The sequence below is a fragment of the Paenibacillus qinlingensis genome, from assembly GCF_013204845.1.
In the GTDB taxonomy this organism is placed as follows: domain Bacteria; phylum Bacillota; class Bacilli; order Paenibacillales; family NBRC-103111; genus Paenibacillus_E; species Paenibacillus_E qinlingensis.
In genome coordinates, this window is the sequence record NZ_JABMKY010000010.1 from 37,272 (window position 1) to 53,063 (window position 15,792).

The 15,792-nt window shown below is 45.9% G+C and carries 11 protein-coding genes and 1 other annotated feature; of the genes, 9 read left to right on the plus strand and 2 right to left on the minus strand.

What is annotated here, in order from left to right; genetic code table 11:
• Window positions 1–27 precede the first annotated feature (27 nt).
• Window positions 28–1,326, plus strand: coding sequence for a glutamate-1-semialdehyde 2,1-aminomutase (gene hemL / locus HQN88_RS18715; RefSeq protein ID WP_173115318.1), 1,299 nt, complete (start codon window positions 28–30; stop codon window positions 1,324–1,326).
• Window positions 1,327–1,981: 655 nt separating this feature from the next.
• Here hemL and HQN88_RS18720 read toward each other — a convergent pair.
• Window positions 1,982–3,490 carry a phosphodiester glycosidase family protein gene (locus HQN88_RS18720; RefSeq protein ID WP_246320321.1) on the minus strand — a complete coding sequence of 503 codons (1,509 nt, stop codon included), beginning with the start codon at window positions 3,488–3,490 and terminating at the stop codon, window positions 1,982–1,984.
• Between the two features lie 265 nt (window positions 3,491–3,755).
• On the opposite strand from HQN88_RS18720, the gene HQN88_RS18725 reads away from it, so the two are divergent.
• The 6 genes from HQN88_RS18725 to HQN88_RS18750 all read left to right on the plus strand — a co-directional run bounded on the left by HQN88_RS18725 (window position 3,756) and on the right by HQN88_RS18750 (window position 13,383).
• Window positions 3,756–4,643: an RluA family pseudouridine synthase gene (locus HQN88_RS18725; protein ID WP_173115324.1), complete on the plus strand. Its 888-nt coding sequence runs from the start codon at window positions 3,756–3,758 to the stop codon at window positions 4,641–4,643.
• Between the two features lie 116 nt (window positions 4,644–4,759).
• On the plus strand, window positions 4,760–5,860 hold the full coding sequence (locus HQN88_RS38430; RefSeq protein ID WP_173115327.1) for a LysM peptidoglycan-binding domain-containing protein: 1,101 nt from the start codon (window positions 4,760–4,762) through the stop codon (window positions 5,858–5,860).
• A 187-nt stretch (window positions 5,861–6,047) separates the two neighbouring features.
• Window positions 6,048–6,308: a binding site (T-box leader), on the plus strand.
• Between the two features lie 55 nt (window positions 6,309–6,363).
• Window positions 6,364–9,024: a valine--tRNA ligase gene (locus tag HQN88_RS18735; protein WP_173115330.1), complete on the plus strand. Its 2,661-nt coding sequence runs from the start codon at window positions 6,364–6,366 to the stop codon at window positions 9,022–9,024.
• Between the two features lie 70 nt (window positions 9,025–9,094).
• Window positions 9,095–10,468, plus strand: coding sequence for a bifunctional folylpolyglutamate synthase/dihydrofolate synthase (locus HQN88_RS18740; RefSeq protein ID WP_420794187.1), 1,374 nt, complete (start codon window positions 9,095–9,097; stop codon window positions 10,466–10,468).
• 7 nt (window positions 10,469–10,475) lie between these two features.
• The gene (murC, locus tag HQN88_RS18745) at window positions 10,476–11,864 is read left to right on the plus strand and encodes a UDP-N-acetylmuramate--L-alanine ligase (protein WP_173115336.1); all 1,389 of its coding nucleotides are present in this window, start codon (window positions 10,476–10,478) and stop codon (window positions 11,862–11,864) included.
• Window positions 11,865–12,027: 163 nt separating this feature from the next.
• Window positions 12,028–13,383, plus strand: coding sequence for a hypothetical protein (locus HQN88_RS18750; RefSeq protein ID WP_173115339.1), 1,356 nt, complete (start codon window positions 12,028–12,030; stop codon window positions 13,381–13,383).
• A gap of 56 nt (window positions 13,384–13,439) precedes the next feature.
• Here the strand turns inward: HQN88_RS18750 and HQN88_RS18755 are convergent, their stop codons facing one another.
• Window positions 13,440–14,675, minus strand: coding sequence for an N-acetylmuramoyl-L-alanine amidase (locus tag HQN88_RS18755; RefSeq protein WP_173115342.1), 1,236 nt, complete (start codon window positions 14,673–14,675; stop codon window positions 13,440–13,442).
• Window positions 14,676–14,839: 164 nt separating this feature from the next.
• Between HQN88_RS18755 and HQN88_RS18760 the strand changes: the two genes are divergently transcribed.
• On the plus strand, window positions 14,840–15,082 hold the full coding sequence (locus HQN88_RS18760; RefSeq protein WP_056610348.1) for a DUF4321 domain-containing protein: 243 nt from the start codon (window positions 14,840–14,842) through the stop codon (window positions 15,080–15,082).
• Between the two features lie 52 nt (window positions 15,083–15,134).
• A complete protein-coding gene (locus tag HQN88_RS18765) occupies window positions 15,135–15,737 on the plus strand; it encodes a Maf family protein (protein WP_173115345.1) in 603 nt (200 codons plus the stop codon).
• Window positions 15,738–15,792: the final 55 nt, after the last annotated feature.

Genomic DNA, 15,792 nt, shown 5'->3' on the forward strand with positions numbered 1-15,792 from the left:
CAAGATTACGTTATTGGGGGCTAAATAATGGTAAATTCGAGCAGAATCGACAAACAGTCAGCGGCTGCTTTTCAAGAATCAAGAAAGCTGATTCCTGGAGGGGTGAACAGTCCAGTTCGTGCTTTTAAATCAGTGGGCTTAACACCGTTATTCATGGAGAGTGGATCCGGCTCGCGAGTTACGGATATTGATGGGAATACGTTTATTGATTATGTTGGTTCATGGGGACCCCTCATTGTAGGACATGCACATCCGAAGGTTTTGGAAGCGATCCACGCTACAGCTATAAAAGGTACAAGCTTTGGTGCTCCAACGTTGCTTGAAACCGAGATGGCTAAGCTTGTCATTGAACGCGTACCGTCAATTGATATGGTTCGTATGGTCAATTCGGGGACGGAAGCCACAATGAGTGCGTTGCGTCTAGCTCGTGGATTCACGAAGCGCGACAAGATCGTTAAATTCGAAGGAAGCTATCATGGGCATGCAGATGCATTGTTGATCAAGGCTGGGTCTGGGGTTGCTACACTTGGATTACCAGATAGCCCTGGTGTACCAAGTAGCGTGGCGTCTAACACAATTACTGTGCCTTATAATGATTTGGATTCCGTAAAGCTTGTTTTCGAAAAGTTTGGAGAAGAAATTGCCGCGCTTATCGTAGAACCCATTGCAGGGAATATGGGGGTTGTTCCTCCAGCAAATGGTTTCTTGCAAGGTCTACGTGATATTACCAAGCAGTATGGTTCCTTGTTGATTTTTGATGAGGTTATGACCGGTTTCCGTGTACATAAGAACTGTGCACAAGGTTTATACGGCGTAACACCAGATCTAACTTGTCTAGGCAAAGTTATCGGTGGCGGGCTTCCAGTAGGTGCTTATGGCGGCCGTTTAGACATTATGGAGCAGATGGCTCCTGCAGGTCCGATTTACCAAGCAGGTACGTTATCGGGTAACCCACTTGCCATGGCAGCTGGTTTCGCGACATTATCCTTACTAGGCGAGCCGAATGTTTATGAGGAGCTGGAACGCAAGTCAGCTAGACTAGAAGCGGGCTTTGCTGCGAATGCTGCGGAGTTCGGCATTGCCAGCACGATCAATCGTGTAGGATCAATGGTTTGTCCGTTTTTCACGGAGAGACCAGTCACCAACTACGAAACAGCCAAAACATCTGACCTTGGCCGATTTAATGCTTATTTCGGTAATCTACTAGATCTCGGTGTTTCGGTTGCACCTTCGCAGTTTGAGGGGATGTTTGTATCTACCGTGCATTCCGATGCGGATATTGAAACGACAATTGAGGCTCATCGCGAGGCTTTGAAACGATTATAAGAAAGGGGCAGCCCTCCGTAGCATGTTCTACGTGAGGGCTGCCCTTATTTTATTCGGAGTGATGTATGTATGTATGTATGTATGATGTGCGGTTGCTGGTTAAGTTGGGGTGTGGAGGTAGGTATAGGAGTAAGAGTAAGAGTGGGAGTAGCTGAAGAAGTAGAAATATAGTTTGCTGAGTCATTTTAGTGAATAAGACGAACAAGTTTAATAACTATCTTGTACCTCAGAGGAATAGATGGATTTTCTACAGTTAAATTTGCGATTTCCCAATCAAACGCAGAGTTAGATGGAAAAACTACAGTTAATTCTGCCCAATTTACTCGATCTGAACAATAGAGGCATTTTTAACTACATAATTTCCAGTTAAATCAAATTTCTGATGAATTTTCACTCTAATGCTGTACTTTTTCCAGTTAATACAATAGTCCAGTTACCTCCCCCCTCCAAACGCCACAAAAGCAGCAACTTCCTCGCGCTGAAACGCCACGCCCGCGGCGTGCATATCACCCGCTGGGCACTGCGCCGGCGTATCACCCGGCCACGCAGGTGCCTTATCGCGTCGCGCCGGCGTTTGGATAAAAAAAAGTTAGCATCCGTAGTAACGGTTGCTAACTTTCTAGAAGTAATCGCTGTTGCTCATCCATTTCTTCTACTAGTTAGGTTTAACTGTTGGCGCAGTAGAAGTAGATGCGTTTGGTACTGTCTCCGTTCCATTCGTTGCTGGCTTCGGTGTGGGACTCGGCGTAGGCGACGGTGTTGTCGTCGTCGTTGGCTTGGTACTCCCCGTGTTGGTACCTGTGTTCGTACCACCCGTATTCGTATTCCCACCACTTGGCGTAGGTGTAGGTGTAGGCGTTGATGTAGGGTTGCCTGTATTTGTTGGTGTTGGGCTAGTTGTATTCGTTGGTGTTCCAGTTGACGGCTTATCCGTCGAGCTAGGCTTCGTCGAGTCGGTACTTGAAGGCGAAGATGACCCGCCACCTTTGACTGATTCAGCTGTGTTTTCTGGTTTTGGAGATGGTGTAGGCGTTGCTTTCGGCGTAGGCGTTGGTAATTTACCTTGCGCTTTCAGTTCGGCTTGTTCTTTCAAGAATTCAGGGTGAGTTGAAGCACCGCCTGCATCAATTGTCGTCAAGCCCTCCCAAATGTTCTTCACATGGACTTTCTCAGGATGATCGAACACTAAGAAAGCTGAAGGTAAGCGACGCTCGCCATAACGGCTAGATGGTTTGGTAATGAGTGCATTATTATAAACCATTTCAGAAGATGCTCCGCCATCAAGGAATCCAGCGTTGATGACATCGTCTTCTAAGAAAAGATCCTGCACTTCTTTCAGTGTAGCTCCAACACTTGATGTTTGACGACCATCAATGACGATAAAGATAACTGTACCGTCTGCTTTCTGTCCGACGGCTGTACGCGGAGCACGTCCCCAACCACCATCACCGCTTGTAATTAGCGGTTTACCGTTCGCGATAACTCGCGGATAGAAGGAAACGGCTTCAGAGACGCCAAGTTTCAGTAATTCGTTAATCGTGTATTTACCGATAATGAGTGTTCCTTCATTCGTGAAACCAACAATTTGTTGCGGGTTGCTTCCTTCTTGGTCGGTATAAAGAATTTCACCACCGGACATAATAGCACCGATTGGGGCAAATCCGTTTCCGAGGCCGTCAGGATCATTGAATCCACCGCCATTGACACCGGCAACAGCACCTGTACGTTGAACCATAGCTGTAATTCGTTCACCTTCACCTTGTTTGGACGGAACGACAACACGGATAGAACGTGGATCATATACATACATTCGCTTACCCTTCCACAGGGTGCCAGAAATATCTTCTACTTTGACGAGGCTCTCAATAGGGCGGTTAGTATTAAACTGAACAGCCTCAATATCTTGCTTCTCGATCGAGTTAACTTCCGTTAGGTTCTGCATTTCAAGAACCATTTGATCTCGGCGCTGTGCGCCTACGAAGATCCAAGCCCAGTCACGATGCTGCGTTGTGATGACCGTTTTGGCCAAATATTCACGAATGAATGTCCCTGGCGGGGTAAGAAATAAAAAACTCGAACTTAAAAATGTACATGCTGCAATAACAAGTAAAGTTCGTTTCAGCCAACTATAATTTCGAAAGTGATTTGCAATTGAACTACCCAAGGTATACCTCTCCTGCTCTATTAATAAATTGATAGAAAATGTCGAAAAAAAACAATACAAGAATAATAGTATCATATTTTTGCATGCAAATGGTAATGGTAATTGTTAAAATAAAGTGTACTTAATCCCTCTTTCTTAAGGAGCTCGTTCTAATTATGAAACGTTATTACTTTTTTGATTTCCCGATCGACCTTATGGCGATTGTTTTTGTATTTCTACTCATTCTACTAGCAATCTTTCTATCATTTCGTAAGGGCATGAAATCATGATTGAGTGGTCGCGTGATGGGGAATGGTTGCAGCTCCCACTCCCAAATGAACAGTGGAAACCGCTTAAACCAGGTGCTGTTGAAGAATTAACGGCATATCTGCCTGTGCCTCGCAAATTTTTCCTGCGATTAGCTTCCCAGGGACTTATTCGCATAGAAAATAATACGATACGGTTAAAGGTTTTTCCTCAGGAAAAGGCGGCTTTTAAATCTGAGTCTTATGCATTAGACGTTTTATTTGAGGATGAGTTCACTTTAGTCGTGAATAAACCTGCTGGTAAGTCTGTCCATCCAGCCGAAGTCGGCCAAGGAGGGACGCTGGCTAATGCGGTAGCTTACTATTATGAAGCAACAGGACAGGCATGCGGCGTTCGTCATATTCATCGTCTAGATCAAGATACGACGGGCGTTGTACTTTATGCCAAAAATGAATGGGCGCATGTCCTATTGGATGAAGCCATGCGAGAAAAACTAATCGATAGACGCTATGTTGCGCTAGCTCACGGGATTTTCAAGGAAAAGGAAGGATGGATTGATGAACCGATAGGCAAAGATCGTCATCAACCAGGGAAACGAAGAGTGGCCCCTAATGGGGATCAGGCACTTACGCATTACCGTGTCCTTCAGCAAATGAAAGCTGGTGCACTCGTTGAAGTAGAGTTGGAAACGGGCAGGACGCATCAGATTCGCGTTCATCTCAGTCATTTAGGACATCCACTAATCGGGGATACCTTGTATGGAGGCTCTTCACGATTGTTTCAACGTCAAGCTCTTCACGGTGAAAGGCTCATATTCAAGCATCCAATTTCGCAAAATGATGTCGTTGTGCACGCTCCGTATCCACTAGATTTCAAGACGTTGTTGGACCAATTGTCAATGAATTAAAAATGTAGTCATGCCTGGCCTCATCCACCCATATACTTTTAGAGACAATCAAGTATATCACCCAACAATTCGGAGCTGCTGTATGTTTCGAATTAACGGAAGGGAGGATTCATTCGGTGTCTGAACAACAACCAGGGTTACGCTTTGATATTTATGAACGTGTGCATTTACAGGAGAATTTAGCGGCTATACAAGAATTGAATGAGGTAGAATTGCTTCCGCATATTCAAGTAATAACGCTGGATGATCAAGCGATTTTAAAGGGGAATCTACTACTTACAGGTAACTACTTTAGCGAAGAAGGCGGCAGTCCTCGTACGCTTGAGCATTTGATTCCTGTCGAAATTACACTGCCCTTGAATCGTATTCATCGTGTAGAAGATATTCAGGTGGAAATCGAGAATTTTGATATCGACCTCTTATCGGCACGAAGTCTTAATGTAACAGGTGTACTTTCTTTGCAAGGTGTAGAAATGGTTTCTGTGCCGCAAGAAAGTTGGCGGGAGGAAGAAGAAGTTACTTTTGTCCATCAAATTGAGTACCCGCGCTCTGAGCCCATCATGCCATACGTATCGGAACCCGTACCTACACCAGCACCGTATGCTCAAGAACCACAGGTTCAACCAGTTCCACAAGTGATCCAACCACCACCAGTGCCAATGCCAACGCCTGTTCTTCCTACACCTTTACCTACCCCATCCCCAACGTTGATAGCAGCAGCACCTGAACCAACCGTTGTTGCGGCTCAGCCAGAGTCCTTTACGGGGGATGATTCCATAGGTGTTGATTTTGAACAAATCGAGCTGAAGGTGACCCCTCATGCTGATAGTACCGTTGTTACGGAGGAAAAAAAGGAACTGAAAGTTGCCTTTGGCAAGAAGGCAGCGGACGCCGTGGAGGTTAACCCATATGGCATCAAATCGCTATTATCTAAGGCAGGCACGTATCTTTCCGACAAGCGGCTTGCGGAAGCTGAGGCGCAAGCGGCTCTTGAGGCGGAATCGCGGATAGATGCAGTAGAGTGGCGGCGATTATTCCTTCAGAGCAGATCGGAGTCACAAGAGTTCAGGAAACTCAAACTATGTATCGTTCAGAAGGACGACACCTTAGAATCCATCGCGAAGCGCTATCAACTGACAACGCGTGAGCTTCAATTGATGAATCGTCTAGGCGACCAAGATATTGTTGTGGGTCAAGTTATTTATTTGCCCAAATAAATACCTATACATAGGCAAGAGCCTCTGGCTGCTAATAGCGGCTGGGGGCTCTTTATGTTTGCTCTCGTATAAAATCCACCGTTTCATCCAATACTAGAAAATAATCCTTATAATAGGCGTCGAAATTATTGACTATGTGTCGATAATTCGATATCATATAGTGTAAATCATTTTCAAACCAACATATGGAATTGCAAAGATAGGGAGTAGTAGTCGGAACGCCCTTCAGAGAGTGGAACTGCAGCGCTGAGAGGTTCCTCAGGATACATCCGATCGAAGTCGCCCTGGAGCAGTAAATGTGAGTGCAATCGCCGAGTTTCATTTTCTCGCCTGCATTAGCATTTTCCGGTCGCAGCCGTTATCTGTTTAAGTGTCATGTTATTTGCTATTAGGGCAAGTCGCATGAAATGAAGGTGGTACCACGGAAGCTATACCTTTCGTCCTTTTTGGGGCGAAAGGTTTTTTTGTGTTTATAACAACTAACCAGATATGGAGGTACTTTTATGACCGAAACGAAATTACAAACGGAAATGCCTACCACGTACGACCCGAAAGAAGCGGAGCGTAAATGGTACGACTACTGGATTAAGAATGAATTTTTCAAGGCAGGTAACCGTCCTGATGCGGAAACCTACACGATTGTGATACCGCCTCCGAACGTAACGGGTATGCTGCACATCGGGCATGCACTTGATTTCACGCTCCAAGATATTCTTATTCGTACGAAGCGGATGCAAGGCTTTGATACGCTTTGGCTGCCTGGTTCTGACCATGCTGGTATTGCTACACAAACACGTGTAGAGCAGAAGCTTCGCGAACAAGGACAAACGCGTTATGATCTCGGGCGCGAGAAATTCTTGGAGAAGGTATGGGAGTGGAAAGAGTTATATGCGGATACGATTCGTGAGCAATGGGCCAAAATGGGCTTCTCTCTCGATTATTCGCGTGAACGATTCACATTGGATGAAGGACTTTCGCAAGCGGTTCGTGAAGTTTTCGTTAGCTTGTTCGAAAAAGGTCTCATTTATCGCGGCAACTATATTATTAACTGGGATCCAGCGGCACGCACAGCGCTCTCGGATATTGAAGTGGAATACAAGGAAGTTCAAGGTGCGCTGTATCATCTGAAATATGAAACAACAGACGGATCAGGCTCGATCGTAGTTGCTACAACACGGCCTGAGACGATGCTAGGAGACACAGCGGTTGCTGTTCATCCGAAGGATGAGCGTTACAAGCATCTTATTGGGAAGTCTTTGCTGCTTCCGATTGTAAACCGTGAAATTCCGATTATTGCAGACGATTATGTTGAAAAAGAATTCGGTAGCGGCGCGGTGAAAATTACGCCTGCGCATGATCCTAACGATTTCGAAGTAGGAAAGCGTCACAATCTGCCGCAAATTCTGGTTATGGACGAAACGGGAACGATGAACGCGAATGCTGGCCCATACCAAGGTCAAGATCGGTTCGAGTGCCGTAAGCAAATCGTTGCTGATTTGAAAGAGCAAGGTGTTCTGATCAAAATCGAAGAGCACGTTCATCAAGTTGGACATAGCGAGCGCAGTGGCGCAGTTATTGAGCCTTACTTGTCCACCCAATGGTTCGTGAAAATGCAACCGCTGGCTGATCAAGCGATTGAAGCACAAAAATCAGGGAAGGGTGTTAATTTTGTTCCTGATCGCTTCGAGAAAACGTATCTGAACTGGATTGAAAATGTTCGCGACTGGTGTATTTCCCGTCAACTATGGTGGGGTCACCGAATTCCGGCTTGGCACTGTGCGGATTGCGGTCAAATCACTGTAGCCCGTGAGGATGCTACAGCTTGCTCCCATTGTCAAAGTGCGAATCTTAACCAAGATAACGATGTGTTGGATACATGGTTCAGCTCGGCGCTATGGCCTTTCTCCACATTAGGGTGGCCGAATGATTCCGAAGATATGAAACGTTTCTATCCGACGAGTGTTCTCGTTACTGGTTACGATATCATTTACTTCTGGGTAGCTCGAATGATTTTCCAAGGTCTAGAATTTACAGACCAAATTCCTTTTAAAGATGTTCTTATGCATGGTCTTGTTCGTGATTCCGAAGGACGTAAAATGTCCAAATCGCTCGGAAACGGTGTTGATCCGTTGGAAGTGATCGAGAAATACGGCGCGGATGCCATGCGCTATATGATTTCTACGAGCTCCACGCCGGGGCAAGATTTGCGCTTCCGTTGGGAGCGGGTTGAGCAAGCTCGTAATTTTGCCAATAAGATTTGGAATGCTTCCCGATTCGCTCTAATGAATTTGGAAGGCGTTACTGCAGCAGACATCGATTTGACTGGCCAATTAGGGACGGCTGACCGTTGGATTCTACATCGTTTGAACGAGACGGTTCGAGACGTTACCCGCTTAATCGACAGCTACGAATTCGGTGAAACAGGCCGTCTACTCTACAACTTCATTTGGGATGATCTCTGCGACTGGTATATTGAGATTAGCAAACTAAGCTTATATGGTACGGATGCAGCGGCTAAAAAGCAGACACAATCGGTTCTAGCTTATGTATTAGATCAAACGCAGCGTTTGATTCATCCGTTCATGCCGTTCATTTCAGAGGAAATTTGGCAGCACTTGCCGCATGTTGGGGACACGATTACCCTCGCGGCTTGGCCGACTGAGAATGCCGCATTCGAAGCGCCGGATGCGATTCGTGAGATGGAGCTTCTGATGGAAGCGATTCGTTCCGTTCGTAATATCCGCGCTGAAGTGAATGTGCCGATGAGTAAGAAAGTAGAGCTCTTGATTAAACCAGCTAGTGCAGAGACACAGGACATTCTCAGCAAAAATGAAGAATACCTGAAACGCTTCTGTAACACGTCCCTGCTTGAAATTGACCTTACAATGACAGCACCTGACAAAGCAATGACGTCGATTATCACGGGGGCTGAGCTTTACTTGCCATTGGCGGGCTTGATCGATATCACGCAAGAGCTTGCACGCTTGGACAAAGAGCTGCAATCCTTACATGGTGAAGTTGAGCGGATCGAGAAGAAGTTAGGTAATGAAGGGTTTGTAGCTAAGGCGCCTGCGAAAGTCATCGAAGAAGAGAAAGCTAAGCTTGCTGATTATGCAGACAAACGGGATAAAGTTATCGCTCGATTAGCGGAGTTAAAGGCTTAAAGAACGTAAATGATACGATTGCCTAGGTTCGTCTACATGGTGATTCATATAGTAAAAGAGGATGAGAACAATGGATGAAATCAAGAACACGGCGGGTGAATTCCAATCCGCACAGGAAGCCATTGATTGGATCGTTGGACGGATGGAGAAGCTCGGCATGAAGCCGGGCCTCCAACGTATGCATCTACTCATGGAGAAGTTAGGGCACCCCGAACGCAGGCTGAAGTTCATTCATGTGGCCGGAACGAATGGTAAGGGCTCAACATGCGCTTACCTAGCTTCTGTGCTTCAAGCGTGCGGTTATGATGTGGGGACGTTTACGTCGCCTTACTTGGTGAGGTATACGAATCGCATACAAGTCAATGGCGCCGATATTGAGGATGACGTACTACTTCGCTTAGTGAATGAGATGAAGCCAATTGTGGATGAGATTGCAGCCACAGAGGTTGGTCCGCCGACGATGTTTGAGATTTCAACGGCACTGGCGATTCTATACTTTGGCAAAGTGGCATATCCCGATTATGTCGTATGGGAAACCGGACTCGGGGGAAGGCTGGATAGCACGAATATCGTGAATCCAATTGTTACCGTAATTACGAATGTCGGTCATGATCACATGGATATTCTAGGGGATACTCTAGAGCTTGTTGCAGCTGAAAAAGCGGGGATTATCAAAGCAGGAGTACCTGTCATTACAGCTGTGGAACCTGCAGCGATTTGGAGCGTTATCGAACAAACAGCGAAGGCGAAGAAAGCGACACTTTATTCGCTTGGCGATCAATTTAACTTGACCGAAGTGAACAGCGAGCTCGATCATCAAAGCTTTCAGTTTAACGGACCATTTCGACCTATTCCGAATCTGTCGATTACATTGAATGGTGAACATCAATTGAAGAATGCTGCCGTAGCGGTCATGACACTTGAGGTTCTTCGTCAATATTACGCCACCATCGTGGAGGACATAGATTTGCAGAAGGGGCTTTCGGGAACCAAATGGCCAGGTAGATTGGAAATGGTTTCACAGGAGCCGCGCATCTTAATTGATGGGGCTCATAACCCTGAAGGGGCTGCAACGTTGGCTGCAGCACTTCAGAACGTGTATAGTTATAAGAAGCTTCATATGATGATCGGAATGCTAGCCACGAAGAATCATACAGGCTACTTAAGGCATATACTACCATTGGTGGATACGCTCATTATTACAGAAGCAAATTTTCATAAAAAAGGGGATGCTTACCTTCTCGCTGAAATTGCCAATGGTCTGCTTCGAGAGATGAATCTTGAAGTCGATGTTGTCGTAGAACGCGATTGGAAGCAAGCTCTAACCTTATTAACAAATAGAACTGAGCAGGATGATCTGGCGGTCGTATCCGGCACGCTGTATTTAATCTCTGATGTTCGTTCTTGGATAACCTATCAAACCGATTCTGAAAAAGGATGGTGAGAACGGCGTGAATCAAGCAGAACACGTACATTTTATTGGAATCGGCGGATACGGCATGAGTGCCATTGCCAAAGTCATGCTCGAGATGGGATACCGTGTCTCAGGGTCAGATATTGCTCAGCAAGAGTTAACTGAGAAATTGAAAGCCAAAGGCGCCCAAGTCTTTATCGGTCATCAGGCAGCGAATGTATCTGGTGCTGATCTTGTTGTATATTCAACCGCAATAGCCAAAGACGATGTAGAATTGAAAGCAGCAGAGGAACTAAACATTCCCATTATTCATCGTTCACAAATGCTGGGCAGACTGATGAATGAGCGTAAAGGGATTGCTGTTGCAGGCGCCCACGGGAAAACAACAACGTCCTCCATGATTGCTTTGGTCATGGAGATTTGCGGCACAGATCCAACGTATATTATCGGTGGAGAAATTATGAACGTTGGCAGCAATGCCAAAGCAGGGAAAGGAGAGTATGTTGTTGCGGAGGCCGATGAGAGTGACGGAACCTTCCTGCAATATCACCCAACTCTTGCATTAGTGAACAATATCGAAGCGGACCATTTGGAAAATTATAATGGCGATTTCGAGAACTTGAAGAAGGCATACAAACAATTCTTGAGTCAAGTCAGACCTGGCGGAAAAGCGATTGTATGTCAGGATGATGAATTCCTGCGCGAAATGATACCGGAAATTCAAAGTCAAGTAATTACGTACGGGATTGAGACGAAAGCGGATTATATCGCACGTGACATCTTACTAGGTGATCGCAAGGTAACCTTTACGGTAGAATGTAACGGTTCATCTCTTGGCCAAGTCAGCCTGTCAGTGCCTGGTAAACATAATGTATACAATGCTCTTGCGACAGTGATTACTTGCTTGGAAGCAGGGCTGTCTTTCGAGAGTATTGCGGAAGCCATTCAGGAGTTTCGTGGTGCTAAACGTAGATTCCAAGTACTCGGAGAAGTTGAAAACATCTTGGTTATTGATGATTACGCGCATCATCCTACGGAAATTCAAGCAACGATTTCTGCTGCGAAAGCAACAAAAAAGCGTATTGTCGCCGTGTTCCAACCGCAACGCTATACGCGAACTTACTATTTGTTCGAGCAGTTTAGCCGCTCCTTCCTAGAAGCGGATGAAGTGATCATAACGGATATTTATTCACCTGCAGGCGAACAACGGATTGAAGGTGTTGACTCTGCTAAGCTAGTTGAGTTGATACGCAGCAATAGCAACCCGAATGTTCAGCACATTGCCACACGTGAAGAAGTACTATCGTATTTGGTAGATCATGTTCAACCAGGTGACCTTGTACTCACGATGGGCGCAGGAGACATCTGGAAGGCAGCGGATGGGTTAGCTAAATCGCTGCGCAAGAAATACGAAGCACATACCTAAAGAGAAGATCGCTTGCGCCGATGGGCTGGAGGCGGTCTTTTTTTCTTGGAAAAATCATATTATGGTTCTCTCTCTCATACTCTAGTAACAGAAGATTGGGACAAGATACTACGGCATTGTACCCGTTTCGGGCCATATATACGATGAGGAGTGAGGGAAGAGAATGAACAAAGGTAGAATCACATATCGCTTCGACCCCAAGGAAGGCGCAGAATCCACACGCAGAGCAGCCAGGGTGCATGAACAAGAAGAGAACATCATTCCGCTCTATCAAGAAGAGTATAAAGTTATAGAACCGAAGATAGATCGCACCCCTAAGGAAGTAACGCCATATGAGCAAGGGGAAAGAGAGCAAGTAGAATCCTTATTTGAACCGCATGCGCTGAATACGTTTACTACTGATTTTGGGAGCTGGCACAGCCAGATTGAATCTGAAGGAGAGCGTGTAGAACGCATCATTCGTGAAACCCAAATATCTCGAGAAGGGCAGAATGCGCCTATTCCAAAAACAGTTCGACAAGAACGAGAGATAGAACTCGAGATAGAGCCCAAACCTGCGGATAATCGAGAGGAGTGGTCCAGTTGGACATCCAAGGATCCTTATAGGGATCCGGGGACTGGAACTCGCTATGCGAAGTCGTCCGGTGCGCCATGGATTCGCATAGCCACATCTGTGGCAGGGGCAGTAGTAACGGGAATCGCATTCGGTTTCTTCGTGCTCTCTATGTTTTCTTCGGATCGAGATACAACCACAAGTATAGCGACATCGAATCCTAGTAAAATTACGGTGCCATCACCTAATACACAAACAGCTACCTCCACGACCAAAACACAAGCGGGTACAGGAGATGCAGCTCTCCCAGCAACAACAGCAGCTGTAACTGCTGTGCAAATTCCTGCTAAATCGTATACCTTTTTGCAAAATGGGGTGTTCAGTTCGCTTCAGGGCGCTCAGGCTGTTCAGGATTCGCTCAATAAGAAGGGGCTTGCTTCCGCACTGGATAATTCCGATAAGCTTACTGTGTTTGTAGGCTTTGCAAAGACGCGGGACGATGCGATTGCCTTGAGACAAGGTGTGCAGGCTACGGATAAAACGATTGAGGTCTTCATGAAAAATGTGGATTTCCCAGCGGTAACCGGTATTCGTTGGTCTGGTGCAAAGCCGGAGTCCCTACCCAATTATATTGCAGAGGGCGACAAACTTGTGGCTGCAATGAGTGGACTCACACTGATTCATTTGGCGGAGACGAAGCCCACAGCACTTACGGATGTCTCCTTACAGTCGATTCGTACTTCACATCAGGCGCTAATCACGCTCGGTACAGGACTGACTAACGGAGCGGGTGAAGATGTTAAACCGTTGCTGACGAAGATGACAACAGCGCTCAATAGTGCGGTTCAATCGATGGAGGAATACAAGAAAACGCCATCTCAGGCCTTGATGTGGCAAGCGCAGTCAGCCTTGATGCAGTACATTATTGCGCAGAAAAATCTCCTTAAGACGGTTAGCGTCGTATAAAAGAGAAAGCCGTGTACCCCTGAACTCTACGGAGCTCAGGATACACGGCTTTTTACTCATTTCGTGATGTAACGATCAAGCAGGGCAGCAATCTCAGCCCTTGTCATAGTTTGATCAGGCTTAAAGGAAGTGTCCGATATGCCATTAATGATCCCTTTATCTTTCAAAGTCAGAATGGCTGAAGCGCTCCACATGGACTTCGGGACATCATCGAATGCTTCTGTATACGTTGATTGTGCAGTAGGTGATGTCATTTGTAGAAGCTGATTGAATAAAAAAGCAACTTCTCCACGTGTAATCGCTTGATTAGGACGTATAGTTCCATCGGCATACCCTTGCAGTAAGTTTAATTTCGCTGCTTTGGCAAAAACGGCGCTTGCCCAATGGGAAGTTGATAAGTCCGAATAGGTTTTCGTTGCTCCAGTCCCGCAGCCATAAACATTGGAAGTTACACTTCCGTTCGTGCAACTGGCAGCTGGCAGCTTGTTAAAGGAAAATACGCGATCCATCAGTGTAAGGAACTCCGCTCGTGTAAGCGCACGGTCTGGTTCGTAGTTGTTGCCGACGCCTTCGACAATGCTTTTATTCTTCATGCGAAGAACAGATGATCTGGACCAGTGCACTAGCACGTCGGTAAAAAGAGGCGGTTCATAGGCGCTAATCCCATTAGCGATGCCGAGCGCCATCTTAGAACGCATAGAGCTGCTAGCAAGTAAGGCAGCATCATTAGCATTCGTGAGAAAAGCCGTTTCTACTAAAATACTCGGAATAGTTCCCATTCGGGCTACATAGACAGCACTTGGTGTCAGCCCTAAGTCTTTGGTACCGGATTGAGCGAGTAAGGCATCTTGTACACGCTGTGCTAAATCTTTACTGTACGGCGTTAATTGCGTCATCTCGCTGCTTGCTGGGTAATCTTCTTGGGGGTACGCATTGTCATAATAGAGCACCATGGTTCCGTTGGCTTTACTGCTCGAATGTGCATTGGCATGAATGGATACGAATAAGTCAGCTTCCTGTTCATTCGTGAAAGCTACCCTTTGAGCGAGTGATAAGAAAGTGTCGTTGGTGCGTGTCATGACCACTTCGTAACCGCGTTCAAGAAGGGCTTGTCGCACCTTTAACGTGATGTCCAGATTGACATCTGTTTCACGGAGTCCACCAACACCTATTGCGCCTGGATCACTTCCCCCATGCCCAGGATCGAGTACGACCTTGTAAGCAAATGCCTGGTAAGGGAATGCAATTGTAAGGAATAAAGTGAACAGAATAAGCCTTTTGAGAAGAGTCATAGTTGAAATTACCTCCGGTGACTATTTTACTAGGATTGATCTAGGCTGTAAGCAGGTAAGAATCACCATTGGTTTATTTAACTGCCGGCCGCTTATTTTGCATGGAAAAAAGAGGGGATTCCTCGTATAATAGTGCTTGTACATACTTGGAGAGGATGACAGGAATGAAAAAAAGCACATTTACACTGATCATTTTTTTAATCGTCGGGTTAATTACTGGGATTATTATCGGCCAGCTGCTGGCGCCCGTTCCTGCTCTCGCATTTTTAACCAAATCAGTTCAAATTTCTTGGGAACCTAAAGCAGATTTACAAGTTGTGAAATATGAATTCCACCTTTTGGTGAAGCTAAACCTATGCAGCATTATTGGATTAGTAGGAGCCTATCTCCTATATCGGAAACTCTAGTGAGTTTGTGAACGTTAAAGCAGTGGGATTATGAATTTAGGAGTTGTTGAGCGTGCAAACCAGAGAACATCAAAGATTAATTCTTGCTTCATCGTCGCCGCGGAGGCAGGAGCTTATCCAATCTTTCGGACTACCCTATATTATTCGTGTGAGTGACGCGGATGAGACCGTCGAACAAAAAATAACGCCAGCGGAGCTCGTTGAGTTGCTTTCTATACGCAAAGCCTCAACAGTGAGAGAAATGCTAGATGTTCAAGATCAGTATGGTATTATCATTGGATCTGACACAGTAGTTGTGTATAACGAGGAAATTCTAGGCAAACCAGTCGATGAGCAAGATGCTTTCCGCATGCTCAAGGGTCTGCAAGGGAATGTGCACCAGGTTTACAGTGGTGTTGCTTGTGTGGATGCAGCAACGGGGCAACAAGTAGTCTCGCATAGCATGACGCATGTACGGATGAAACCGATGACGGATGAACAAATTTTACGCTATATTGCTACTGGGGAACCCAAAGATAAAGCAGGGTCTTACGCAATTCAAGGTATAGGCGCAACGATTATCAGTGGGATCGAGGGGGATTATTTCACAGTTGTGGGACTTCCACTTTCCTTGTTGAGTGACTTGCTGCTGACGTTTGATATTCAAGTTCTGTAGTCCCATTACCAACTCTATCCATTCTAGTCCAAAATAGGGTAATAAGATTGACTGA